Origin of the sequence: Streptomyces sp. NPDC016309, from assembly GCF_043077235.1 — a bacterium.
GTDB lineage: Bacteria > Actinomycetota > Actinomycetes > Streptomycetales > Streptomycetaceae > Streptomyces.
Window position 1 is genome coordinate 736,459 of the sequence record NZ_JBIBSG010000001.1, and the last position, 24,457, is coordinate 760,915.

Below are 24,457 nucleotides of genomic sequence, written 5' to 3' on the forward strand. Positions count from 1 at the left end.
ACGGACACGACGACACGAGACTCCCGCCCGCGCTGTCGCGCCGGCCCGGGGTCTGAGGGGAAGACGTTCACCACATGCCGGACCGACGCCGCCGCACGGCCATCCATCTCCTGCCGCGGGAACGCCAGTCCACGGAGCCCAGGGACGAGGACAACCCGTTCGCGCCGCCGCCGGAGGGCCGGCCGGACCAGCCCTGGCAGCCGCGCCGGCCTTCGCACGGCGACGACGCCCCGGAGGGCTCGTCCGAGGAGCAGGACCGTGACCGCCCGGCCTGGGGCAGCCAGTGGAGCCCCCGGCAGCCGGGGCGATCCTCCGGGGGCTTCGGCAACCGGCCGAACGGCGAGCAGCAGGGCGGCGGCCAGGGCCAGGGCGGCCCCGAGGCCCCGGCCCCGCGCTGGGACCCGACCGATCCGGCGCAGCGCCGCGCGCGCTACGCGCTGCTGTCGGGCATGTGGGCGTTCCTGTTCGCGATCTTCGACTTCCCGGAGATCGGCCTGCTGCTGGGCGCCCTGGCCCTGTACTGGGGCACCAGCTCCCTGCGCGCCAAGGGCCGCCGCCCGGCCGCCGCTCCGCGGTCCCCGGCCGGAGCCGCGGCGGGCGCCCCGTCCGTGCCGCCCGCCCCGTCCGTGCCGCCCGCCCCGGCGGGCCCGCCGCCCGGCTCGGGCCGCTCGCAGACGACCGCCGCGGTGAGCGGTCTGGTGACGGCGGCGCTGGCGCTGGTGATCGTGGCGGCGACGTTCACGATCCAGATCGTCTACCGCGACTACTACGCGTGCGTCGACGACGCCCTGACCAAGACCGGTCAGCTCTCCTGCAACCAGTTGCTCCCGGAGCCTCTGCGGGACGTCTTCGGCGTGCAGGAGTAGGACTACCGGGAGGACTACCGGGGCGGTACGCCACCCTCGGCGCCGCCGTCCGCGGCGTCCGGGGCGATGTCCGGGGGCTCGGGGGCGGCGGGGGCGTCCTGACCGGCGGGGGCGTCGGGTCCGGTGGGGGCATCGGGTTCGGTGCGGGTGTCCGGGGCGTCGGCCGGTCCGGTGCCGGTGTCCGGCGCGGGATGGTCGGGCGCGGGGTGGTCCGGGGCCTTTCCGGCCGCCGGTACGGGCGGGGCGGCCGTCGGGGCGGGCGGGAACGGGGCCATGAGGCCGCCCGAGGCCTCCTTGAGCGCCGACCAGCGGGCCTCGCGGGCGGCAGGGTCCTCCCATGTCGCGGGCAGGACGTCGTAGGGCTCGAAGGCCGGGTCCCCGGGGTCGTCCTCCGGCGCCGGCCGCTCCGGCGCCCGTACCGCCGCCGCCTCCGACGCCATCTCCGATGCGGCCTCCGACGCCGTCTCCGCGGCCTTCGCCACCTTCGCCACCGGCGGACGCTCCGGCGCGGGCACCGGGGGCGGAGCCGCCGCCGCGCGCTCGCCCCGCCGCCGCCACACCCGCAGCACCAGGGCCACCGGAAGGCCCAGCCCCGCGGTCCACGCCATCGCCGCCCCGCCGGCCTGCCACCACACCGGGCCGAACGCCGCCAGGCGCCCCGTCCCCAGCGGCCCGCCCGCGGCCGCCGCCAGCACCGCCATCGCCGCGCCGGTCAGCACGGCCGCCACCAGCACCGCCCACGCCGTGTCCTTCAGCCCCGGCTCCCGCCCGCCACCGGGCCGTACGCCGCCGGGCGGCACGTCCACGTCCCGCGCGCCCGTCCCGCGCGCGCCCGCCTCCCGGGCCCGCCACCCGCAGTACCACCCGACCACCGCGCCCGCCGCCACGGGCACCACCGCGGCCGTCCAGTTCGGCCAGGTCCCGCGCCCGTCCGCCGGTACCGCGGCCAGCAGCGGGAAGGGGGGCAGCCCGGCCGCGCCGGTCACCCCCAGCGGGGTCGCCGCCGCTCCCGTACCGACCGCGAACCCGGGACCCAGCCCGTACGCCGCACCCCACACCGCTGCGTTCGGCGCGAGGGCGACGGCCAGCAGCAGGAGCGCCAGCCGCCCCGACCAGCCGCCGGACAGGCCCAGCAGCGCGTCGCGCGCCGCGCCCGCGTGCCACACCAGCGACACCGCCACCAGCACCGCTCCCCCGCCCGCCAGCACGCCCAGCCCGGCGCCCCCCGCCCGCACGGCGACGGCCGTCCGGGAGCGGGCGAGCCGGATCCGGACCGGCTCCGGCACCCACCCGGGCAGCGGCCCCGTCGGCCGCCCGTGCGCCGTCCACACCCCGGCGGCCGCGGCGAGCGCGACCAGCGGCGGGAGGTGGAGGGCAGCGCCGAGGGGGTCGGCGGGCAGCGGACCACCGGCCGCGTAGCCCACCGCGGCGGCCGCGACCAGCAGGTAGCCGCCCGTGGCCGCGGCCACCGCGCCGCCCGCCGAGGACTGCGGGGCACCCATCTCTCCGGGGCCGGCCGACTGCTCCACGGCGTCCCGCGCGGTCCGGTACACCAGCCACACCGGCAGCACCACCAGCAGCAGCGGCACCACACCGACGGGCGCGGCCGCCCCGGACTGGGCGGCCGGGCGCACCAGCTCGGCGCCGTGGGCGAGCAGCCAGACGCCGGCCGCGACGTGCAGGGCGCCCTCCGGCCCACTGTCCGGGTACGGGGAACTGATCCACATCACCAGCACGAGGACGGTGAGGGAGCCGAGCCCGAGCCCGGCGGCGAGGCCGCCCCGTACGAAGGCTCCGGCCAGCGCGGCGGTCCGGCCGCCCTGCACGAGGGCCGGCGGATGGTCGGTCGCTTCGGTCACGGCGCCATGCTGCCAACGACACGCGCTTGATCCACGTAACGCCGGAATGGACGGTGTGGCGCGCAATATACGGTTATGTACTTTTTCGCGGAGTGCAGCCCTGCCGGGGGCCGGCCATGACCCAGACTGCGACCACGCCCGCTGCCACCCGTTCCTCGACCGCGCTGCCCTCCCCCAAGGAGCGGCGCCGGCTGCGCGAGGCGCTGTCCATGACGGAGGAGCAGCTCGCCCAACTGATCGGGGTCACGCGCGCCACGGTGCGCTCGTGGGAGACGGGCCGCACCACTCCGCGCGGGCGGAAACGGGAGGTGTACGCCAGGCTCCTGGCCACCGCCCGGGAGGACGGCCCGCGGGACCCGCAGGCATCACCGGAGGCGCAGCCGCCGTCGGAGAAGCCGGCCCCGGGGAAGAAGGGCGCGCGGTCCGGCGAACCGGCGTCGTCGCGGCCCGCCGCCGCGAACGTGGCGGAAGCCGGGGCGAAGGTGGGGACCGACGCGGGCAAGGGAGCGGGAGCGAAGGCCGGGACCGAGGCGGGCGCGAAGACCGGGACGGAGGGCGGGCCGTCGCCCGCGGACGCGTTCGACGCGCTGTACACCTACGCCGCCGCCACCCTCGTACAGCAGGCCTATGTGCTCACCGGGCGGAGACGGCTGTCCCGCGAGTCGGTCGAGTACGCGTTCCACCTGGCCTGGGAGCGCTGGCCGGAGGTGGCCGTCGACCGCGACCCGGCCGGGTGGGTGAGGGCGGCGACACACGACTACGCGCTGTCGCCCTGGCACCGGCTGCGCCGCTCCCACCGGCATCCCGACGCCCCGACCACCGACCGGTCGGCGCAGGCGCTGCGGGACGCGCTGCTCGACCTGCCGCCCGCGTACCGCCGCACCGTGCTGCTGTACGACGGGCTCGGCCTGGACCTGCCGGAGACGGCGGCCGAGACGGAGGCGAGCACGCCCGCCGCCGGGAACCGCGTCCTGCACGCCCGCGCGACGCTCGCCGAGCGCATCCCGGAGCTCGCCGACCCCGAGGCCCTCCAGCGGCGGCTGGCGGCACTGCTCGACAAGGGCCCCGCCATGGTGCTGGCCGCGCCCCGGACCGTCCGCACGGGCAGCGAGCGCCGGGCGAGGACGTGGACCAGGGCGGCCATCGGGCTGACGGCGATCATCGTCGGGGCGACCGCGTTCACCCTGGCCACCGCGCCGACGGGTTACCGGCCGCCGCTGGCACCGGGCGAGGCGGTCACGGGCGTCCCGGTCCTCAGCGGACCGCAGCGGCTCACCCCGCAGGACCGGGCGCTGCTGGACCTCCTCCGCGCCCGGCCGGTCACCGGCCCCGCCCGTCTGGTGCCCGCCCCGCACTGACCCCGGCGGCGAAGGCGGTGACCGCGGTGACCGCGGCAGCAGCGGCAACGGCGATGGGCCCGCCCCCGGACGTTCGTCCGGGGGCGGGCCCATCGTGGTGCGGCAGTGTTCCGCGCCGGCTCAGCCGGCCAGGATGGCGCGCGCCAGCTTGGCCGTCTCGGTCGGCGTCTTGCCGACCTTGACGCCCGCGGCCTCGAGGGCCTCCTTCTTCGCCTGCGCGGTGCCGGACGAACCGGACACGATCGCACCGGCGTGGCCCATCGTCTTGCCCTCGGGGGCGGTGAAGCCCGCGACGTAGCCGACGACCGGCTTGGTGACGCTGGCCTTGATGAAGTCGGCCGCCCGCTCCTCCGCGTCGCCACCGATCTCACCGATCATCACGATCAGCTCGGTCTCGGGGTCGGCCTCGAAGGCCTTGAGGCAGTCGATGTGGGTGGTGCCGATGACCGGGTCGCCACCGATGCCGACGGCCGACGAGAAGCCGATGTCCCGCAGCTCGTACATCATCTGGTAGGTCAGCGTGCCGGACTTCGACACCAGACCGATCTTGCCGGGCTTGGTGATGTCGCCCGGGATGATGCCGGCGTTGGACTGGCCCGGCGTGATCAGGCCGGGGCAGTTCGGGCCGATGATCCGGGTCTTGTTGCCCTTCTCCACGGCGTACGCGTAGAACGCGGCGGAGTCGTGGACCGCGATGCCCTCGGTGATGACGACGGCCAGCGGGATCTCGGCGTCGATGGCCTCGACGACGGCGGCCTTGGCGAAGGCCGGCGGCACGAAGAGGACGGAGACGTCCGCGCCGGTCTCCTTCATCGCCTCGGCGACCGAGCCGAAGACCGGGACGGAGGTGCCGTCGAAGTCGACGGAGGTGCCCGCCTTGCGCGGGTTGACGCCACCGACGATGTTGGTGCCGTCACCCAGCATGAGCTTGGTGTGCTTCATGCCCGTGGCACCGGTCATGCCCTGGACGATGACCTTGCTTTCCTTGGTCAGGAAGATAGCCATGGTGTTTCCGACCTCGTCCCTTACTTCGCAGCCGCGAGCTCGGCGGCCTTGTCGGCCGCGCCGTCCATGGTGTCCACACGCTGTACGAGCGGGTGGTTGGCGTCCGACAGGATCTTGCGACCCAGCTCCGCGTTGTTGCCGTCGAGGCGCACGACCAGCGGCTTGGTGACGTCCTCGCCCTTGTCGGCGAGGAGCTGAAGCGCCTGGACGATGCCGTTGGCGACCTCGTCGCAGGCGGTGATGCCACCGAAGACGTTGACGAAGACGGACTTGACGTCCGGGTCGCCGAGGATGATCTCCAGGCCGTTCGCCATCACCTGGGCGGACGCGCCGCCACCGATGTCGAGGAAGTTGGCCGGCTTGACGCCACCGTGGGCCTCACCGGCGTACGCGACGACGTCCAGGGTCGACATGACCAGGCCGGCGCCGTTGCCGATGATGCCGACCTCGCCGTCGAGCTTGACGTAGTTGAGGTTCTTGGCCTTGGCGGCAGCCTCGAGCGGGTCGGCTGCGGCCTTGTCCTCGAGGGCCTCGTGCTCCGGCTGGCGGAAGTCGGCGTTGGCGTCCAGCGACACCTTGCCGTCCAGCGCGATCACGCGGCCGTCGGCGACCTTGGCCAGCGGGTTGACCTCGACGAGGAGGGCGTCCTCGGCGACGAAGGTCTTCCACAGGGTCACCAGGATCTCGGCGATCTGGTCCTTGACCTCGGCCGGGAACTTGGCGGCCTCGACGATCTCGCGGGCCTTGGCCTCGGTGACGCCCTCGTTGGCGTCGACCGGGATCTTCGCCAGGGCCTCGGGCTTGGTGGCCGCGACTTCCTCGATGTCCATGCCGCCCTCGACGGAGGCCATGGCGAGGAAGGTGCGGTTGGTGCGGTCGAGGAGGTACGAGACGTAGTACTCCTCGGCGATCTCGGGCGCCGTCTCGGCGATCATCACCTTGTGGACCGTGTGGCCCTTGATGTCCATACCGAGGATGTCCGTCGCGCGGGCGACGGCCTCGTCCGGCGTGGCGGCCAGCTTGACGCCGCCGGCCTTGCCGCGGCCGCCGACCTTCACCTGCGCCTTGACGACCGAACGGCCGCCCAGTCGCTCGGTCGCCTCGCGCGCCGCCTCAGGCGTGTCGATGACTTCACCGGCCAGCACCGGTACACCGTGCTTGGCGAAGAGGTCCCTCGCCTGGTACTCGAACAGGTCCACGCGCGTCCGTCCCTTTTCTGGTGATCGCGGTTCCGTTGTCTGCGTGGGCGTGCCGCGGAGGGCAACGTGACTGCGCTGTCACTAGGGAGGCGTACACGGTGTCCGTGGACGCGGCATGTCCGTCTCGCAGATTATCCCCGTGGGACCGGGGCACCTAAATCGCAGATCACACCTGAGCGGTGATACCTGTCACAAGCACGGACCTCCTCCGGGCGGCCCCCCTGGCTGTGAGACCGCCCGTCGCTGCGGATTTCGTACCGGATCAGACGTCCGGCCGGGTACCCCGCCGAGCACCCGGCCGGACGCCGCCGGACGCCGTCAGACGCCGTACGGGAGGTAGTCCGGGGTGACCGTGCCGACCGTCCCCGACACGCCGGAGACGGCGTTGCCGGCGAGCGGCCGGGCGTCGGAGGTGACGCCCCGCGCCAGGCCGGTCGCGAGCGGCTGGACGCCGCCGGCCACGCCGTACGCGAACGGCGCCACCTCGCCGGTCACGCCGTCGGCCAGGCCGGCCGCGCTGCCGCCCACGCCCCCGGCGACCGGCTGGACCTGGTCGGTGACGGCCCGGACGAGCGGCCGCACGGAGTCGGTGACGCCGTCGGCGAACGGGTGCACCTGGGCGGTCACGCCGTCCGCGAGCGGCCGGACCCCGGCGACGGCGCCCCCGGCGAAGGGGTACGCGTCGACGACCACGTCCTCGGCGAGCACGCCCGCGTCCCCGGCCGCCCGGTCCACGACCGGCACGGCGGAGTGGACGGCGCGGTACGCGACCGGCGGCAGCGCGTCCTGCGCGGCGGCGTCCGCGACGGGGCCGGCGGTGGCGGCGGGGTCGCTGCCGAACTCGTGCGCGAAGGCGTCGAGCGGGCCGAACAGGTAGTCGATCTCCTCGGTGGCGGTGTCGTGGGCGTCGGTGGTCGCCGTGGTGGCCCTGCCGGTGGCGGTGTCGTGGGCCCGGGTGGCGGTGTCGTGGGCGCCGGTGGTCGCGGTCGCCGTCTCGTGGGCGCGGTCGGTCGCGGTGGCGGCGGCGTACCGGGCGTCGGTGGTGGCGGTGGCGGCGGTGGCGGCGGCTTCGTCCGCAGTGGCGGTGGCGGCATCGTCCGCCGTGGCGGCCGCCCGGTCCGGGGTGGAGAGCGGTGCCGGGAGGGTCACTTCGGCCGCGCCGGCGGCGGTGGTGCCGATGGCCCACATCCCGGTGGCGGTGGCGGCGACGGCTATGGAACGGCGGATGTTCTTGTGCATGGGTGCGTCGATCCTTCGGATTCGGTTCCCGAGTCGGTGCTCGGGTGGAGACGGCGGGCAGACCTGTCCCGCCCCCGCGCGGCAGGTCCTGAGGCGGGGGAAGGCCTGCTCTAGCCGGGGAATTCGAGGATCGTGCGGGGCCGCTCCCGGGTGGGCGCGGCGGTCGCGGGCAGCACGGTGCCGCGGCCAAGGGCGGTGTGCGCGTCCGCGCGGGACGCCACGGCGTGCTGGTCGCCCGGCCGGGGTGTGCCGCTGTCGCCGGTCGCCGACTGCCGGACGGCGCCGGGGCACGGGCCGGGTGTGAGGGGTGACGGTGCGGTGAGGACCGCGTCCGGGGAGCCGTGCCCGCCGGTACGGGTGGTGGCGACGGCGCCCGTGGCGCCCGGGCGGGCCGTCGCCCCCGCGCGGGGCGGGGCCGGGGCCTCGTGGTGGGCGGCCGTGTGCCGGGCGGCGGCCCCGGGGCGGGCGGGCTCCGGTTGGGCGGCCCCGTCCCGCACCGCGTCGGCGGGCCGGACGGTACCGGCCGGCGGTGAGGCGGGGCCCGGCTGCGGCACGGGCGCCGGAGCGACCGGGGGCAGGGCGGTGCCCGGGGGCAGGGCAGGGCCCGGGGGCAGGGCAGGGCCCGGGGGCAGCGTGACCGGCGCCTCGGGCAACGCCCCGGCGACCTCGCGGACGGCGTCCCGCACGGGGCCGGTCAGGGACCGGACCACCGGCTCGACGGCCTCCGTGACCTCATGGACCGTGGCCGTGGCACGGGCGGTGGCCGTGGTGGCGGGGGCGGTGCCGGGCGTGCCGGGGAGCCGTTCGGCCACGGCCGGCCGCCCGGCGGGACCGGCGGGAACCGCCGGAAGCCGGTCCGCCGCGTGCGCGGCGTCCCCCAGGAAAAAGCCGAGGGCCAGCAGACCGCCGAGGAACAGCACCACCGTCAGGGCGCGCCGCGTCACCGCTCCGCGCGCGAGGCGCGGGGCGGCAGGCACGACGGCTGCTGCGGCCACCACGGTGTCCCGAACCCTCCCCAGCGCGGAACCGAGTGTTCCGCGTATGTCGCGCCGATGCTCGCACGAGCCTCCCGGGGTGACGCAAGTCCTGTGTTACTGATGGGTCACCATGTCCGGTATGGGCAGCGGCCGTTTCTCGATCGCGGCCGCCATCACCTCCGGAAAGAGGTCCGGCGTGCAGGCGAACGCCGGTGCGCCGAGCGCCGCGAGCGCGGCCGCGTGCTCCCGGTCGTACGCCGGAGCGCCCTCGTCGGAGAGCGCGAGCAGCGCCACGAACTGCACGCCCGACGCCTTCATGGCCGCCACCCGCTTCAGCATCCCGTCCCGGATACCGCCCTCGTAGAGGTCGCTGATGAGGACGACCACGGTGTCGGCCGGCCGGGTGATCCGCGACTGGCAGTACGCCAGCGCCCGGTTGATGTCCGTGCCGCCGCCGAGCCGGGTGCCGAACAGGACGTCGACCGGGTCGTCGAGCTGGTCGGTGAGGTCGACGACGGCCGTGTCGAAGACGACCAGCCGGGTCGCCAGGGAGCGCATCGAGGCCAGCACCGCGCCGAACACGGAGGCGTACACCACGGACGCCGCCATCGATCCGGACTGGTCGACGCAGAGCACCACGTCCTTCTTCACGGACCGCGCCGCCCGCCCGTACCCGATGAGCCGCTCGGGCACGATCGTGCGGTGTTCCGGGAGGTAGTTGTGGAGGTTCGCCCGGATGGTGCGGTTCCAGTCGATGTCCCGGTGGCGTGGTCTGCTGACGCGCGCGCTGCGGTCGAGCGCGCCGGTGAGCGTGGCCCGGGTACGGGTGGCGAGCCGCTTCTCCAGGTCGTCGACGACCTTGCGGACGACGGCCCGCGCGGTCTCCCTGGTCGTCTCGGGCATCGCCTTGTCGAGCGAGAGGAGGGTGCCGACGAGGTGGACGTCGGCCTCGACGGCCTCCAGCATCTCGGGCTCCAGCAGCAGCGTCGACAGGCCCAGCCGGTCGATCGCGTCCCGCTGCATCACCTGGACGACCGAGCTGGGGAAGTAGGCGCGGATGTCGCCGAGCCAGCGGGCGACGGACGGTGCCGAGGCGCCGAGGCCCCCCGACCGGTCCCGGCCGCCGCGCCCGCGGCCGCCGTCCTCCTCCCCGTACAGCGCGGACAGCGTGCCGTCCACGGCGGCGTCGGTGCCGGTGAGCGCCCGGCCGGTGCCGTCGGCCGCGCCCCCGCCCAGCACCAGGCGCCAGCGCCGCAGCCGTTCGTCGTCGGTTCCGCTCATCGTCCCGCCCCCACGAGGTCGTCGTTCCCGCCGCCGTCGGTGTCCCCGCCCAGCAGCAGCCGCAGCAGCGGCAGCACCGCATCCGCCCGGGCCCCGTCCGGCTCGGGTGCGAAGCCGGGCGGACCGGCGTCCGCGCGGGCCGGTCCGCCGTCCGCCGGGCCGCGGCGCACCAGTTCGCCCAGCGTGCGGCGGACGCTCTGTTCGTACGCGGAGAAGGTGCGCCGCAGCAGCGGCAGTACGTCGGTGAACGCCTCGGCGGGAACCCGCGTGAGCCAGGCGTCGACGAGCCCGAGCAGCCGCTCGTCGTGGACCAGCAGCATGCCGCCGCCGGGGTCGGCCGCGCCGCCGACGAAGCCCTCGATCCAGGCGGCGGCGTCGGCGGGGGGCGTACCGGGCGAGAGCGCGAGGCCCATCAGCCGGGCCGCCTCGTCCTCGGCGAGCCGGCCGTCGTCCAGGAGCAGCCGGGCCGCCCGCCCCCGGATGACGCCGGGCACGCCGTCCCGGGCGGCGAGCGTGCGGAGGACGCCCGTCCAGCGGCCGGTGACGTCCTCCCCGGTCTCCGGGAGGAGCCGGACCGCGGCGTGGACGGCGTCCAGATGGCCGCGCATCCCGGCGGCGCCGTCCGCGTCGAGTCCCGCGCACGCGGGCGGCAGGCCGACGCAGATCCGCAGGGCGAGTCCGGTGGCGACCCCGCCGAGCGCGGCCGTGTCGGTGGACCGCACGTCGCCGTACCGGAGGGCGCGGGCCAGCGCGGGCAGCGCCTGGGCGAGGTGGCCGACGTCCGCGTCGAGCGCGGCCCGGTCCGCGAGGGCAGCCATCACGGTGGGCAGCGCGTCGGACAGGCCGGCCAGCAGGCACCGCTCGGCGAGGGCGGTGACGCCGGCCAGCGCGGTCGCGGAGGCGGCGTCCGCCTCGGCCCGGGCGGTGGCCGCCGCGAGGACGGTGGTGCCCCACACCCCGGCCTCGGCGACCCGCACGTGCAGCTCCGGTTCCCAGCGCAGCCGCCAGCTCTCCCGGAACGTGCCCGTCCCGGCGCGTCCCGCGGCCGGTTCGCCCCAGCCGACGCCGAGGAGCCGCAGGCGGTGCAGCAGCCGGCTGCGCGCGGCGTCCGTCTCCTTGCGCAGGTCCAGGTCGAGCTCGCGCTCCAGGGCCTCGGGCTTGAGGCGCAGGGTGCGCTGGAGCCGGGTGAGGTCGCGTTGCAGCGGCACGGCGGGGGCGTGCTCGGGTACCTCCCCGAGCGCGTCGCCGATGACCAGCCGGTCCCTGATGAGGTCGAGCGGGACGTCGGACCCGTCGCACATCACCGCCCGGACGGCGTCGACCGTCTCGGTGAGTCCGGGGAGGGGACGTCCGCGCATCGCGGCGAGCGTCCCGGCGAGCCGTACGGCCTCGATGACATGGGCGGAGGAAACGGGCCGGTCCTCGTCCCGGAGGAGTCCGGCGACCTTGGTCATCCAGCGCTCGACCGGCCTGTCGGGGGCGTCGAACAGGTGCCCGTACCAGCCGGGCGAGTCGATGCCGGCGCCGTAACCGCTGTGCCGGGCGAGCCTGCGGTGGGTCCAGGGGACCCAGGTGATCTCCGTCCTGGTCTTGGGGAGCCCCTTCAGCAGGGCCCGGTCGGCGGCGACGGTGGTGCGGGCGGCGAGCGCCGGGACGTGCCAGGCCCCGCAGACGACGGCCACGCCGTCGCCGTGGGTCTTGCGGGCGGCCCGGAGCCGGAGGCGCATGTACGCCTCGCGGACGAGGTCGCGGGCGCGTCCGCCGTGTCCGTACGCCTCGCGCAGCGCCGCCATGGCGTCGGCGAGCTGGGCGAAGACGGCGATCGGGTCGTGGTCCCCGGCGCCGGGCGGTCCGTTGGGCGCGGCCCCGGTTCCCCGGTGCTCGATCACGTCCTCCCACCAGCGCTCGGGGTCGTCGTACCCGGCGGTCCGGGCGAGTTCGGCGATCGGGTCGACACGCAGTCCGTACCCCTCCTCGTCGGCGTCGCCGGAGTCCGTCCCCTCGCCCTCGCCGTCCTCCCAGGTGGGGTCCTTGGCCATGGCGAGCGTGTGGGTGGCGGGCAGGTCGACGAAGTGGACGGCGGCGCCGTGGTCGAGCGCCCAGCGGAGGGCGACCCATTCGGGGGAGAACGCGGCCATCGGCCAGAACGACGCGCGGGCGGGGTCGTCCACGGCGTGCGCGAGCAGCGCGACCGGCGGTGTCATCCCCTCGTCGGCGGCGAGCGGCAGCAGGGCGTCCCCCTCGGGCGGGCCCTCGATCAGCACGGCCGGGGGTTTGGCGGCGTCGAGCGCGGCCAGCACCGAGCGGGCCGATCCGGGGCCGTGGTGGCGGACGCCCAGCAGCAGCGGCCCGGCGGTGCCCGTCATGCCGACACCTCGCGGCAGGCCCGGTAGAAGTCCTTCCAGCCGTCCCGCTCGCGGACGACGGTCTCCAGGTACTCCTGCCAGACGACCCGGTCGGCCGCGGGGTCGCGGACCACCGCGCCGAGGATGCCGGCGGCCACGTCACCGGGGCGGAGGACGCCGTCGCCGAAGTGGGTGGCGAGGGCGAGCCCATTGGTGACGACGGAGATGGCCTCCGCCGTGGACAGGGTCCCGGAGGGCGACTTGAGCTTGGTGCGGCCGTCGGTGGTCACCCCGTCGCGCAGTTCGCGGAAGACGGTGACGACCCGGCGGATCTCGTCGAGTCCCTCGGGGCCGGTCGGCAGGTCGAGGGAGCGGCCCATCTGGTCGACGCGCCGGGAGACGATGTCGACCTCGGCGTCGGGGGTCGCGGGCAGCGGGAGGACGACGGTGTTGAAGCGGCGGCGCAGTGCGCTGGACAGGTCGTTGACGCCGCGGTCGCGGTCGTTGGCGGTGGCGATGAGGTTGAACCCGCGGACCGCCTGGACCTCTTCGCCGAGTTCGGGGACGGGCAGGGTCTTCTCGGACAGGATCGTGATCAGGGTGTCCTGCACGTCGGCGGGGATGCGTGTGAGCTCCTCGACCCGGGCGGTCATGCCGTCGGACATGGCGCGCATGACGGGGCTGGGCACGAGGGCGTCCCGGCTGGGGCCGTGGGCGAGCAGCCGCGCGTAGTTCCACCCGTACCGGATGGCTTCCTCGGGGGTGCCGGCCGTGCCCTGCACCAGGAGGGTCGAGTCGCCGCTGACGGCGGCGGCGAGGTGTTCGGACACCCAGGTCTTGGCCGTCCCGGGGACGCCGAGCAGGAGCAGGGCGCGGTCGGTGGCGAGGGTGCTGACGGCGACCTCGACGATCCGGCGCGGTCCCACGTACTTCGGGGTGATCACGGTGCCGTCGGGCAGCGTGCCGCCGAGCAGATAGGTGGCCACGGCCCACGGCGACAGCCGCCAGCGGGCCGGGCGGGGCCGGTCGTCGGCCGCGGCCAGGGCCTTCAGTTCGTGCGCGAACGCGTCCTCGGCGTGCGGGCGCAGGGCCTCGCCGCGGGATGCTCCGGTGGCCTCTTCGGTGGTTGCGGACACGGTGATGGATCCCCCTCCAGATCGTGTGCGACCGGCTGTGGGATCCACCGTGCACCATGCCACTGACAATCGGTCGTCCGTGCGACCGGCGGCCCGTTCGGGGCGAGGTACGGGGGGGGTTGGCGGGGCGTCAGCCGGCGACGGGCGACACGGCGATGCAGCCCGTGGCGGCGGCCATGCCCTTCGCGGTCTGCTCCTGGATCACCTTGCCCTTGTAGACGATCTTGCAGGTCATCTCGACGCCCGCGGGGTCGACGGCGACGGGGAGGACGCCGGGCGGCAGCAGACCGCGCAGCTTCACGGTCTTCTTCCAGGGCAGCGTGGGCTTGCTGACCGACTCCACCTTGGGCTTCGTCGCGTCCCCGCCGTCGACGTGGTAGTCGATCGAGTCGATGCCCTTGCCGGTGATCTCGTACGTCACCTCGTACTGCTGGTTGACCTCCTTGTCGACCTGCTTGGCGGCCTCGTCGGCGATCTCGGAGCAGGCTCCGAGGCCGAGGACGAGACCGGCGGCGACGAATGCCGACGCGATGGAGCGGCTGGTGCGGTTCATGCTGACCCCCCGGGTGAGTGATGTGCTTCTTCGGCAGAAAACAGTAAAGGGAAGGCAAAGTCAACTGCTTTGCCTCCCAGCGAAATCGCTGGTCAGGGCCGATTGTCAGTGGGGCCGCCTACGGTCGTCGTCATGAATCAGCAGGGGGTGCGCCCGACGGCGGAACAGGTGCTGGCCCTGGCTCCTGACGATGCCTCACGCGAGGCGGGCGCCGCGCTCGGCACGGCCGGGCCGTGGTCGGACGGCGGGAGTGACGGCGCGGGGGCGGTCTGGGGGCTGTGCAGGGGCAGCGGGAGCAAGCCCTACCGGACGGTCGTGGACACCACGGGCCCGGCGTACACGTGCAGTTGCCCGAGCCGGAAGTTCCCGTGCAAGCACGCGCTGGGACTGCTGCTGCTCTGGGCCGCGGACGGGGAACCGCTGCGCGGCTCCGAGGTGCCGGACTGGGCGGAGCAGTGGCTGGCGGGGCGCCGCGCCCGCGGCGAGGGGCAGCGGGACGGCGAGGCGGGCGGCGGCGCACCGGGCGGGAGCGCCGACCCCGGGGCGGCGAGGCGGCGGGCCGAGCAGCGGGCCGCCCGGATCACCGCGGGCGCCGAGGAGCTGGAGCAGCGCCTGGCCGACCTGCTGCGCGGTGGACTGGCCGCCGCGGACCGGTCGGGGTACGGGCTGTGGGAGGAGACCGCGGCCCGGATGGTCGACGCCCAGGCGCCCGGCCTGGCCGGCCGGGTCAGGGAGCTGGGCGCGATACCCGGCTCCGGGGCCGGCTGGCCGGTGCGGCTGCTGGAGGAGTGTTCCCTGACGCACCTGCTGGACCGGGCCTGGCTGGACCTGGGGCGGCTGCCGGAGCCGCTGGCCGCGACGGTGCGCACCAGGGTCGGGCTGACCGCGCCCGCCGGCGGGCCGGCCGTGCGCGACCACTGGTCGGTCCTCGCCCAGTACGACACCTCGGACGGCAAACTGACCACGCGCCGCGTCTGGCTGCACGGGAGGGACAGCGGGCGGGCGGCCCTGCTGCTCTCCTTCGGCGCGGCGGGGCGCGCTCCCGCGCTCGCCCTGCCGGTGGGCACGGTGATGGACGCCGAGGTCCGGGCGTACGCGGGCGCGGGACAGCTTCGGGCCGAGCTCGGCGAGCGCTTCTCCCTCCCCGTGCCGGGCGCGGCGCCGCCCCCGGGCGGCTCGACGGGCGACGCGCTGGCGGCGTACGGGGCTGCCCTGCGGGACGACCCGTGGCTGGACTCCTGGCCGGTGACGCTGACCGGCGTCATACCCGTGCCGTCCCGGGACGGCGCCTGGCAGGTGGCCGACGCGGACGGCACGACCGCCCTGCCGGTCACCCCGGCCGCGCTCGGCCGGCCCGGCCTGTGGCGGCTGGTCGCCGTCTCCGGCGGCCGGCCGGTCACGGTGTTCGGCGAGTGCGGGCACCGCGGCTTCACCCCACTGGCCGCCTGGTCCGCGGACACGCCCGAGACGGTCGCGCTGACCTGACGCAGGAGGATCACCATGACCACCACGACCTGGGAAGACCTCGTCACCTCGGCGCTGCTCGGCACCGGCCGCCGCGCCCCGGCCACCGGCGTCGCGGGACGGCCGCCCGGCGGGGACGCGCCCCTCGCGCTGCTGGACGCGGCCGCGGTGCACACCGTGCGGCGCCGGGCCGGCCTGCTTCCCGGGCCCGCCGCCACCCTGCCCGAACCGGCGCCGCACGACGACCGGCCGGCGCTGCCCGGAGCGGCCCGGCGCCGGCTCGCCCGGTTGCTCGCCGAGCGGTCCGGGGCGTCCACCGGCGGCGGCCGCCGGGGCGCGGCGCCCGACCTCACCGAACTGCTGCCGCAGTGGCTGGCCGCGGCGAACCGGCACGGCTACCGGGCGCCCGCGTCCCTCCTCCCGGCGCTGCTGGACGCGGCACGGGCCCGTACCGACCTGCGCCCCGCCGCGCTGGCCCTCGCCGGGCCGCGCGGTCTGTGGCTGGCGGGGCTCAACCCCGACTGGCGGTTCGCGCTGCGCGGCGCCCCGGGCGGGGCCGCGCTGCCCGACCCCGCCGACGAGGCCGCCGTGCGGCGCCTGTGGGAGGAGGGCCTGTTCGCCGAGCGGGTCGCCCTGCTCGGCGCCGTACGGGCGCACGACCCGGCGGCCGCGGCCGGCCTGCTGGGCTCCACCTGGCCCACCGAGCGGGCCGAGGACCGGCTGATGTTCCTCGACTCGCTGCGGGCCGGACTGTCCGACGCCGACGAGCCGTTCCTGGAGGCGGCCCTCGCCGACCGCAGCCGCAACGTCCGCGCCACCGCCGCCGAGTTGCTCTCCGCCCTGCCCGGTTCGGCGTTCGCCCACCGCATGGCCGCCCGGGCGTCCACGTGCGTGCACCTGGACCGTACGGGCCCGGAGGCGACGATCGCGGTCGAGGCGCCGCACGAGTGCGACGCCGCCATGCAGCGCGACGGCGTCCTGGCCGACCCGCCGGCCGGCCGGGGCGAGCGGTCCTGGTGGCTGGGCCAGCTCGTCGAGTCGGCCCCCCTGAGGGTGTGGCCGTCCCGGCTGGGAGGGCGTACGCCCGCGGAGATCGTGGCCCTGCCGGTCGGCGACGACTGGCGGGACGAGCTGCACGCCGCGTGGTGCCGGGCGGCGGTCCGCCAGCGGGACCCCGCCTGGGCCCGCGCCCTGCTCGGGCCGCCCACGACGCCCCCGGCCACCGGGCCGGGCACGTCCTCGCTCGCCGAGCGCGCGAAACTGCTGTCCGTCCTGCCCGGCGGGGAACGCGCCGCCTGGGTCGCCGACTTCATCGCGGCGCACGGCCTGTCCGAGGCGTTCCAGCTCCTGGGCGTCTGCACGCTGCCGTGGGCCGAGCCGCTCGGCCGGGCGGTGATCGACGCGCTCGACATCGCCCGCGACGCGGGCAGCTACCCCTGGAGCTTCAGCGGGGTCATGGGACTGGCGGAACGCTGCCTCGACCCCGGGCAGGCGGACCGCCTGGAGATCCTGACGGCCGTCCCGGACGAGCCGGAGGGCGCGTCACCGGGAGCGGGCGGCTACTGGTCGGAAGCGTTCCAGCGGCTGGTCGCCACCCTGCGGCTGCGCGCCGCCATGCAGGCCGAACTGGCCCCGGCGCGCCCGGCCCCTCCGGCGGAGCCGGGCAGGTGAGCGGGCGCGCCCGCTCCGGAGAGGGACGCGCCGGGGGGACGCGCCCGGGACGCGGCCGAGGGACGCACCCGGAGGGCGGCCCGCGCCGGGGACCGCCCCGCGGGACGGCGGGTCACGCCTCGGCGGAGACCCGGACGTTGGCGTTGACCCAGTCCACGATCGACGCCGTCGTCGCGCCGGGCGTGAAGATCTCCGCCACGCCCTTCTCCTTCAGCGGCGGGATGTCCGCGTCCGGGATGATCCCGCCGCCGAACACCTTGATGTCCTCGGCGTCGCGCTCCTTCAGCAGCTCGATCACCTTCGCGAACAACGTGTTGTGGGCGCCCGAGAGGATCGACAGACCGATCGCGTCCGCGTCCTCCTGGATCGCCGTGTCGACGATCTGTTCCGGCGTCTGGTGCAGGCCGGTGTAGATGACCTCCATACCGGCGTCACGCAGCGCACGCGCGATCACCTTCGCGCCGCGATCGTGGCCGTCGAGACCCGGCTTGGCCACCACCACGCGGATCGGACCGGTCACACCCATCACTGCCTCCACATGCGTCCCCCGTACCTATATGCCGGGGAGGTGAACGAACGTTATCGACAGCATCCCGCAACCGACCGTTTCGCGGTGGACAGGGAGGGGGAAATCACACGTGGGACATGTTCGCTGCGCGTCGTACCCGCACCGCTCGGCCCAGGGGCCACGGTAGCGCCGGGGCGAGCGCTACGGGAGCCGCCACGAGGTCGTCGTATCACCGTGCCGCCAGCCGCGCGGCACGGCGGTATGGCCCCATCGCCACCCTCCTCCGGGACGGCACCCCAGTTCGGAGGTCGGCCGTGAAGGTCCTCTCACCCTGGAAAGCGCTGCCCTTCCTCCCCTTACGGCTGCCCGCCGCACTGCTCAGGGCGACCGCGCTGGAGCTGGCCGTCCTCGCCGGTCATCTGGTCCTGTATCCGACCGGCATCGCTCCGGAACGGCGCCCCGCCCCCGGACCCGCCGCCCGTCCGGCGCTCCCGGACCCGTCCCTTCCCCGCCCGCCGCACCCACCGGTCGTGCTGCTCCACGGGTTCGTGGACAACCGCTCCGTCTTCGTCCTGCTGCGCCGGTCCCTCGCCCGGCACGGCCGGACCCAGGTGGAGTCCCTCAACCATTCGCTGCTCACCTGCGACATCCGCGCCGCCGCCGAGCTCCTCGGCCGCCATGTCGAGGAGATCTGCGACCGCTCCGGGCACCCCGAGGTCGACATCGTCGGGCACAGCCTCGGCGGACTGATCGCCCGCTACTACGTCCAGCGGCTCGGCGGCGACCGGCGCGTGCGCGTGCTGGTCACCCTCGGGACACCGCACGCGGGCACGACCGCCGCACCGCTCGCCGCCGTGCACCCGCTGGTGCGCCAGATGCGTCCGGGTTCGTCCGTCCTGCGGGAGTTGGGCGAGCCGGCGCCGCGGTGCCGCACGCGCTTCGTCAGCTTCTGGAGCGACCTGGACCAGTGGATGGTCCCGGTGGAGACGGCACGCCTCGACCATCCGGACCTGATCACGCGGAACGTACGGGTCACCGGCATCGGCCATCTGGCCCTGCCCGTGCACCCCGCCGTCGCGGCCGGGGTCCGTCAGGCGCTGGAGGCGGACGGACCGGCCACCGCCGGAACATCCGATTCCGCGTCCGTGGCCTGAAACAGCTCCCGCAAACTTCGAACACTTCTCGAACGTAGGGCCAAAGCTCTGCCCACACTCCGCCGAAAGGCGGCCGAATGCCCGTTTCCCCAGGGCCTAAACCCGGCGGAAGATTGTCGGTTGCGCGTACCGCCGGGTACAGTCGCGCCCACTGCTTTCCCTCTGGGTCCCCCGTTTTCCGGGGCTGCCCCAGACCTGGTCCTGCTGCCGAGGCGAGAGAGAAGTTGGTGAACGACCAGCACCCCCACGCCGGGTACGTCGGAGACGCCACGTATTCCACGGGCAGCTTCGAGGCCGGCAGCGTCGAAACCGGCAGCTTCGCCACGGACCCCCTCTTCGGCGCCCTTCCCGGCGCGTACGAGAACACCTACCAGAGCAGTGGCACCTACCAGGCGGGGTACACGGCCGACCACAGCGGGCAGTACGGCTCCTCCCACTGGGCCGCCGCCACCGCCACCCAGCAGTGGGCCACCACGGACACCACCGGGTACGTCGAGTACTCCGAGCACACCGGGCAGTGGGACGCCGGCGCCTGGAACGACACCAGCGGGTACGACGCCACCGGCCAGTGGAACGCCGCCCCCGGCGCCACCGCGGCCGCCGCCCCCCAGGAGACCGGCGCCTACGACGCCACCGCCTGGAATTACGCCGCCGCGCCGACCGAGACGTTCACGGTCCCCGAGCAGTACGACTACGCGGCCGCCGACCAACTGCCCACGCCGGAACCGCTTTCCGAGTCCCTGACGGAATCCGCGGCCCCCGCCGAACCGGCGCACGAAGCCCCGTACGAGAACGAGGCGTCGTACGAGAACGAAGCTCCGTACGAGCCGGAGGCGGCCTACGAGCCGGAGACCGGGCTCGACGACGCCGGACATGGCGTCCCGGTCGATCCCGCCGCCGTGCACGACAGCCCCACCCAGACCGCGATGATGCCCGTCGCCCCCCGGCCCAGCCGCCGCGCGGGCAGCGGCGGCGGCAATGGCGGTGGCGGCAGCCGGGGTCGTCGCCGCACCCCCGCCAAGCGTTCCGCGCTCCTCACCGTCGCCGTGCCGTCCGCCTGTGTGATGGGCGTCGCCGGTATCGCCGCCGCCTCCGTCAGCGGCCTCACCGGCAGCGCGACGGGCGAGACCAAGAGCGACGAGAAGGCGGTGACCGCCGCCGACCCGGCCTCGGTCCAGCCGGTCGTCGCCAACAGCCAGCTCGACACCCAGCTTGCCGCGCTCAGCGCCGACGCCCGCGACTTCGGTGACCGCGCCAGCCGCACCCAGGAGCGCATCGACCTGAAGGCCCGCCAGGAGGCGGAGCGCAAGAAGCGCGAGGAGGAGGCGGCCCGCCGCGAGGCGATGCGCCCCAAGTTCGCCCTCCCCGTCGCGCTGCACCAGCTCAGCGCGCGCTACGGGCAGGCGGGCGTCAACTGGATGTCCCTGCACACCGGTATCGACTTCCCCGTCCAGTACGGGACGCCGGTGATGGCCGCGACCGACGGCACCGTGCGCACCCAGTGGAACAGCGCCTACGGCAACATGGCGATCGTCACCGCCAAGGACGGCACCGAGACCTGGTACTGCCACCTCAGCAGCACCAAGATCCGGTCCGGCGAGGTGAAGGCCGGCGAGGTCATCGCGTACTCCGGGAACTCCGGCAACTCGACCGGACCGCACCTGCACTTCGAGGTACGGCCCGGCGGCGGCGCCGCGATCGACCCGCTGCCGTGGCTGCGCGGCCACGGCCTCGACCCGACCTCGTAGCCCCGCCCCGTAGCCCCGGCTCGTAGCCCCGGGCCGGCCTCGCAGCCTCGACCCGGCCTCGCGGCCCTCGTGACCCCGGGGGCCGGAGCCCCCGGGACCGCCCTACAGCTTCTCGACCGGCGCGTACCGCAGCAGCAGCCGCTTGGGCTTCTCGTCGCCGAAGTCGATCGTCGCCTGCGCGTCACCGCCCGCTCCGGTCACCGCCAGCACCGTCCCGAGCCCGAACTGGTCGTGCGTCACCCGGTCCCCGACCGCCAGCGAGATCACCGGCTTGTCCGTCGTCCGCCGGGTGGCGAAACCCGAGGGGCCGCCGCCGCGCGAGCGCGCCGAGAGCGACGAGGACAGCGACGACGCGATCCCGGACGTCGGCCCGGCGGGCTTGGCCGTCGCGCCCGTACGCTTCCACTCCAGGTGCTGCCCCGGGATCTCCTCCAGGAACCGGGAGGGCGGGTTGTACGAGGGCTGACCCCACGCGCTGCGCATCGTGGACCGGGTCAGGTAGAGCCGCTCACGGGCGCGGGTGATGCCCACGTACGCCAGGCGGCGCTCCTCCTCCAGCTCCTTGGTCTGCCCGAGCGCCCGCATGTGCGGGAAGACGCCGTCCTCCATGCCGGTGAGGAACACCACCGGGAACTCCAGGCCCTTGGCGGTGTGCAGGGTCATCAGCGTGATGACGCCGGAGCCCTCCTCGTCCTCGTCGGGGATCTGGTCGGAGTCGGCGACGAGCGCGACCTGCTCCAGGAACTCGGCCAGCGTGCCGGTGCTCTCGCCCTCCCCGCGGTCCTGCTCGAACTCCAGGGCGACGGCCGCCAGCTCCTGGAGGTTCTCGATCCGGGTCTCGTCCTGCGGGTCGGTCGACGCCTGGAGCTCGGCGAGGTATCCGGTCCGCTCCAGCACGGCCTCCAGGACCACCGCCGGGCCGGCGCCCGAGTCGACGATCGTGCGGAGCTCCTCCATCAGGGTGTTGAACCGCTTCACGGCGTTGGCCGAACGGGGCGCCATGCCGTACGCCTCGTCGACGCGGCGCAGCGCCTGCGGGAAGGTGATCCTCTCCCGCAGCGCCAGGGCGTCGATCATCGCCTCGGCGCGCTCGCCGATGCCGCGCTTGGGGACGTTGAGGATGCGGCGCAGCGGGACGTTGTCCTCGGGGTTGGCGAGGACGCGCAGGTACGCGAGGACGTCGCGGACCTCCTTGCGCTCGTAGAAGCGGACGCCGCCGACGACCTTGTACGGCAGGCCGACGCGGATGAAGATCTCCTCGAAGACACGGGACTGGGCGTTCGTCCGGTAGAAGACGGCGACGTCGCCGGCCTTGGCGTCGCCCGCGTCCGTGAGCCGGTCGATCTCGTCGGCGACGAACTGCGCCTCGTCGTGCTCGGTGTCCGCGACGTACCCGGTGATGCGGGCACCCTCGCCGGCGTTGGTCCACAGGTTCTTGGGGCGGCGGCTCTCGTTGCGCTCGATCACCGCGTTGGCGGCGGACAGGATGGTCTGCGTGGAGCGGTAGTTCTGCTCCAGCAGGATGGTGGTCGCGTCCGGGTAGTCCTCCTCGAACTGGAGGATGTTGCGGATGGTCGCGCCGCGGAAGGCGTAGATCGACTGGTCGGCGTCGCCGACGACGCACAGCTCGGCCGGGGCCAGGTCCTCGTACCCGGTGCCCACCAGTTCGCGGACGAGGGTGTACTGCGCGTGGTTGGTGTCCTGGTACTCGTCGACCAGGACGTGCCGGAAGCGGCGGCGGTAGTGCTCGGCGACGTCCGGGAAGGCCTGGAGCAGGTGGACCGTCGTCATGATGATGTCGTCGAAGTCCAGGGCGTTGGCCTCGCGCAGCCGCGCCTGGTACATCCGGTACGCCTCGGCGAGGGTCTTCTCGAAACCGTCGGCGGCCTGGTCGGCGAAGGTCTCCTCGTCGATCAGCTCGTTCTTCAGGTTGGAGATCTTGGCGCTGAACGACTTGGGCGGGAACTTCTTGGGGTCGAGGTCCAGGTCCCGGCAGACCAGCGCCATCAGCCGCTTGGAGTCGGCGGCGTCGTAGATCGAGAAGGACGAGGTGAAGCCGAGCCTCTTCGACTCGCGGCGCAGGATGCGGACGCACGCGCTGTGGAAGGTCATGACCCACATGGCGTTGGCGCGCGGGCCGACGAGCTGCTCGACGCGCTCCTTCATCTCACCGGCGGCCTTGTTGGTGAAGGTGATCGCCAGTATCTGGCCGGGGTGCACGTGCCGCGTGGCCAGGAGGTGCGCGATGCGGTGGGTCAGCACCCGGGTCTTGCCCGAGCCGGCCCCGGCGACGATGAGCAGCGGGGAGCCGGTGTGCACGACGGCGGCGCGCTGCTGCTCGTTCAGCCCCTCGAGCAGCGCGGCGGCGTCGACGACCGGGCGGTGGGCGCCGTCGCGGTAGTACGTGTCCCGGGGCGGGGGCACGTCGAACCGGTCCCCGAAGAGGTCGTGCGGGACCTCCTCCGCGGCCGGGGCGTCCCCGGGGCCCTCGGAGTCCTCGGGCGGCGGCGGGGGCTCCTCGGAGTGGTTCCGGAGGTCCGCCAGGAAGCTGTCGTCAAAGAGGCTGCTCATCGCCTATCGAGTCTAGGCGGCCCCACCGACAGTCGTGGACGAACCGAAAACAGGTCCGGTTCGTCACCGTCCGTACCGAGTCGACGACATCACGCCAAGGTCACGAATACGTATCGGGCATATCGAACATCATCCTTCACAGCACCGCCACACGTTGGCTAGCGTGCTCGCCCAAGCGGTCCGTTCTCCCTTCGGCGAACCACGCCGGACGGACCGTCCACGCCGAATTCGTGCTGCCCTCGCGGCAGTTCGGAACCGGGACCCCCCAGGGCACCTTCCGTTCCGCCCGAACCTGCAGTCCGCACCCGGTAGGCGGCCCATGGAAGGAGATGCCGGCCTTGGCGTCGCATCGCAAGCCGCGCACGCGCACCTTGCAGACCCTGCATGCCCACTCCCCCGCCGTCGGGGTCACGACGGCCGCCGCCCTGGCCTCGGTCACGCTCCTGTCGTCACAGAGCGCGACCGCCGCGCCGGTCACGGCGGGCGACCAGGACCACAGGCCCTCCGTCGAGGAGGTCCGGAGAAAGGTCGACGACCTCTACCGTCAGGCGGGCACGGGGACGACGCAGCGGTACGGCAGCCCGGCGGAGACCGCGGAGCGGCAGCGGCGCGAGGCGGTCGGGACGCCCGACCGCGGCGCCCGGCGCACGGAAGCGCCGGACGGGCCGCGCGACGCCCCCGCCGGCCGGGCGGGCGGTCCCGCGCCGGCCGCGGCACCGGTCCTGACGGAGGTCTCCGCCGAGCCCGTGGACCGGACGCGGCTGCTGGACCGGATCCCCGCCCAGGGGCACGCGGTGCCCGTGGCGCCCGTCGCGCCCGTGGCGCCCGTGGCGCCCGTGGCGCAGTCACCCGCGCCCGTGGCGCAGTCACCGGCTCGGGAGGCCGGGACCGGGGCCGTGGAGGGGGCGTGGGCGGACCCGACGCCGAAGGCCGGGACGGCCGGCCCCTCGCAGGCCTCCCTCCGGGCCGCCAAGCAGGCCGTGCAGCGCAAGCTCGGCGACGCCCGGGAGCTGCTGCGGCGGGCGGCGGCCGACGCCCCGGCGTACCCCACCGAAGCGACGCACGTCGCGGAGACGGTGCCCGCGCGGGAGACGGCGTGCACGGCGGAGACGGCGTACCCGGCGCCCGGGCGGCACGTGGCGCACGACCTCGGGTACACGGCCAAGGCCCGCGAGGTGCTGGCCTTCGCGGAGGCCCAGATCGGCAAGCCGTACGTGTGGGGGGCGACCGGCCCGAGCTCGTACGACTGCGCCGGGCTCGCGCGGGCGGCGTGGCGGGCGGCGGGCGTCGACCTGCCCCGTACCGCCCCGGGCCAGGCCTGGGCCGGCACGCGGGTCGCCACGGAGGACCTGCGCCCCGGCGACCTGGTGTTCTTCCACGACGACCTCAGCCACGTCGGCGTCTACAAGGGCGACGGGATGATGATCCACGCCCCGCGGCCCGGGGCGAACGTCCGCGAGGAGACCATCCACTGCCTGCCCGTCCACAGCGGTGTGCGCCCGGCCTGACGCCGGGTGAGGCCG

Annotated in this window: 18 protein-coding genes; 7 read left to right on the forward strand and 11 right to left on the reverse strand. The window is 75.0% G+C overall.

What is annotated here, in order from left to right; translation table 11 throughout:
• The first annotated feature begins 74 nt into the window (after positions 1-74).
• Positions 75-866 carry a hypothetical protein gene (locus tag ACF068_RS03365; protein ID WP_392272448.1) on the forward strand — a complete coding sequence of 264 codons (792 nt, stop codon included), beginning with the start codon at positions 75-77 and terminating at the stop codon, positions 864-866.
• Between the two features lie 14 nt (positions 867-880).
• Here the strand turns inward: ACF068_RS03365 and ACF068_RS03370 are convergent, their stop codons facing one another.
• On the reverse strand, positions 881-2,725 hold the full coding sequence (locus ACF068_RS03370; RefSeq protein WP_392272449.1) for a DUF6350 family protein: 1,845 nt from the start codon (positions 2,723-2,725) through the stop codon (positions 881-883).
• Positions 2,726-2,841: 116 nt separating this feature from the next.
• On the opposite strand from ACF068_RS03370, the gene ACF068_RS03375 reads away from it, so the two are divergent.
• Positions 2,842-4,083 carry a sigma factor-like helix-turn-helix DNA-binding protein gene (locus tag ACF068_RS03375; protein ID WP_392272450.1) on the forward strand — a complete coding sequence of 414 codons (1,242 nt, stop codon included), beginning with the start codon at positions 2,842-2,844 and terminating at the stop codon, positions 4,081-4,083.
• 120 nt (positions 4,084-4,203) lie between these two features.
• On the opposite strand, the gene sucD is transcribed toward ACF068_RS03375, so the two are convergent.
• The 8 genes from sucD to ACF068_RS03415 form a co-directional block, all read right to left on the reverse strand.
• On the reverse strand, positions 4,204-5,088 hold the full coding sequence (sucD, locus tag ACF068_RS03380) for a succinate--CoA ligase subunit alpha (protein WP_392272451.1): 885 nt from the start codon (positions 5,086-5,088) through the stop codon (positions 4,204-4,206).
• 20 nt (positions 5,089-5,108) lie between these two features.
• A complete protein-coding gene (gene sucC, locus ACF068_RS03385) occupies positions 5,109-6,287 on the reverse strand; it encodes an ADP-forming succinate--CoA ligase subunit beta (protein ID WP_392272452.1) in 1,179 nt (392 codons plus the stop codon).
• A gap of 318 nt (positions 6,288-6,605) precedes the next feature.
• Entirely contained in the window at positions 6,606-7,526 is a 921-nt protein-coding gene (locus ACF068_RS03390; RefSeq protein ID WP_392272453.1) for a hypothetical protein, read from the reverse strand.
• Positions 7,527-7,636: 110 nt separating this feature from the next.
• A complete protein-coding gene (locus tag ACF068_RS03395) occupies positions 7,637-8,524 on the reverse strand; it encodes a hypothetical protein (protein WP_392272454.1) in 888 nt (295 codons plus the stop codon).
• 93 nt (positions 8,525-8,617) lie between these two features.
• Positions 8,618-9,784: a VWA domain-containing protein gene (locus ACF068_RS03400; protein WP_392272455.1), complete on the reverse strand. Its 1,167-nt coding sequence runs from the start codon at positions 9,782-9,784 to the stop codon at positions 8,618-8,620.
• Positions 9,781-12,150 (reverse strand): DUF5682 family protein, encoded by a 2,370-nt coding sequence (locus ACF068_RS03405; RefSeq protein WP_392272456.1) that lies wholly within the window; start codon positions 12,148-12,150, stop codon positions 9,781-9,783. The genes ACF068_RS03400 and ACF068_RS03405 overlap by 4 nt, the downstream gene beginning before the upstream one ends.
• Positions 12,147-13,271 (reverse strand): AAA family ATPase, encoded by a 1,125-nt coding sequence (locus ACF068_RS03410; protein ID WP_392272688.1) that lies wholly within the window; start codon positions 13,269-13,271, stop codon positions 12,147-12,149. The genes ACF068_RS03405 and ACF068_RS03410 overlap by 4 nt, the downstream gene beginning before the upstream one ends.
• Before the next feature lie 124 nt (positions 13,272-13,395).
• A complete protein-coding gene (locus ACF068_RS03415; RefSeq protein WP_392272457.1) occupies positions 13,396-13,818 on the reverse strand; it encodes an MmpS family transport accessory protein in 423 nt (140 codons plus the stop codon).
• A 132-nt stretch (positions 13,819-13,950) separates the two neighbouring features.
• On the opposite strand from ACF068_RS03415, the gene ACF068_RS03420 reads away from it, so the two are divergent.
• Both ACF068_RS03420 and ACF068_RS03425 read left to right on the forward strand, forming a co-directional pair.
• Entirely contained in the window at positions 13,951-15,303 is a 1,353-nt protein-coding gene (locus ACF068_RS03420; protein WP_392272458.1) for an SWIM zinc finger family protein, read from the forward strand.
• 15 nt (positions 15,304-15,318) lie between these two features.
• Positions 15,319-16,953: a DUF5691 domain-containing protein gene (locus tag ACF068_RS03425; RefSeq protein ID WP_392272459.1), complete on the forward strand. Its 1,635-nt coding sequence runs from the start codon at positions 15,319-15,321 to the stop codon at positions 16,951-16,953.
• A 112-nt stretch (positions 16,954-17,065) separates the two neighbouring features.
• On the opposite strand, the gene ACF068_RS03430 is transcribed toward ACF068_RS03425, so the two are convergent.
• Positions 17,066-17,479, reverse strand: a complete 414-nt coding sequence (locus ACF068_RS03430; RefSeq protein WP_064069885.1) for a cobalamin B12-binding domain-containing protein — start codon at positions 17,477-17,479, stop codon at positions 17,066-17,068.
• Between the two features lie 296 nt (positions 17,480-17,775).
• Between ACF068_RS03430 and ACF068_RS03435 the strand changes: the two genes are divergently transcribed.
• On the forward strand, positions 17,776-18,615 hold the full coding sequence (locus ACF068_RS03435) for a lipase family alpha/beta hydrolase (protein WP_392272460.1): 840 nt from the start codon (positions 17,776-17,778) through the stop codon (positions 18,613-18,615).
• Between the two features lie 227 nt (positions 18,616-18,842).
• Complete coding sequence (locus ACF068_RS03440; RefSeq protein WP_392272461.1) at positions 18,843-20,363, forward strand: M23 family metallopeptidase; 1,521 nt, start codon at positions 18,843-18,845, stop codon at positions 20,361-20,363.
• A 102-nt stretch (positions 20,364-20,465) separates the two neighbouring features.
• Here ACF068_RS03440 and pcrA read toward each other — a convergent pair whose 3' ends face one another.
• A complete protein-coding gene (gene pcrA, locus ACF068_RS03445; RefSeq protein ID WP_392272462.1) occupies positions 20,466-22,934 on the reverse strand; it encodes a DNA helicase PcrA in 2,469 nt (822 codons plus the stop codon).
• Positions 22,935-23,263: 329 nt separating this feature from the next.
• Between pcrA and ACF068_RS03450 the strand changes: the two genes are divergently transcribed.
• Positions 23,264-24,442 (forward strand): C40 family peptidase, encoded by a 1,179-nt coding sequence (locus ACF068_RS03450; protein ID WP_392272463.1) that lies wholly within the window; start codon positions 23,264-23,266, stop codon positions 24,440-24,442.
• The last annotated feature ends 15 nt before the right edge of the window (positions 24,443-24,457 follow it).

Coding starts and splice junctions, on each gene's coding strand:
- ACF068_RS03365 (WP_392272448.1), top strand. CDS start 75: ATGCCGGACCGACGCCGCCGCACGGCCATCCATCTCCTGCCGCGGGAA.
- ACF068_RS03375 (WP_392272450.1), top strand. CDS start 2,842: ATGACCCAGACTGCGACCACGCCCGCTGCCACCCGTTCCTCGACCGCG.
- sucD (WP_392272451.1), bottom strand. CDS start 5,088: ATGGCTATCTTCCTGACCAAGGAAAGCAAGGTCATCGTCCAGGGCATG.
- ACF068_RS03390 (WP_392272453.1), bottom strand. CDS start 7,526: ATGCACAAGAACATCCGCCGTTCCATAGCCGTCGCCGCCACCGCCACC.
- ACF068_RS03400 (WP_392272455.1), bottom strand. CDS start 9,784: ATGAGCGGAACCGACGACGAACGGCTGCGGCGCTGGCGCCTGGTGCTG.
- ACF068_RS03405 (WP_392272456.1), bottom strand. CDS start 12,150: ATGACGGGCACCGCCGGGCCGCTGCTGCTGGGCGTCCGCCACCACGGC.
- ACF068_RS03415 (WP_392272457.1), bottom strand. CDS start 13,818: ATGAACCGCACCAGCCGCTCCATCGCGTCGGCATTCGTCGCCGCCGGT.
- ACF068_RS03420 (WP_392272458.1), top strand. CDS start 13,951: ATGAATCAGCAGGGGGTGCGCCCGACGGCGGAACAGGTGCTGGCCCTG.
- ACF068_RS03425 (WP_392272459.1), top strand. CDS start 15,319: ATGACCACCACGACCTGGGAAGACCTCGTCACCTCGGCGCTGCTCGGC.
- ACF068_RS03430 (WP_064069885.1), bottom strand. CDS start 17,479: ATGGGTGTGACCGGTCCGATCCGCGTGGTGGTGGCCAAGCCGGGTCTC.
- pcrA (WP_392272462.1), bottom strand. CDS start 22,934: ATGAGCAGCCTCTTTGACGACAGCTTCCTGGCGGACCTCCGGAACCAC.
- ACF068_RS03450 (WP_392272463.1), top strand. CDS start 23,264: ATGCCGGCCTTGGCGTCGCATCGCAAGCCGCGCACGCGCACCTTGCAG.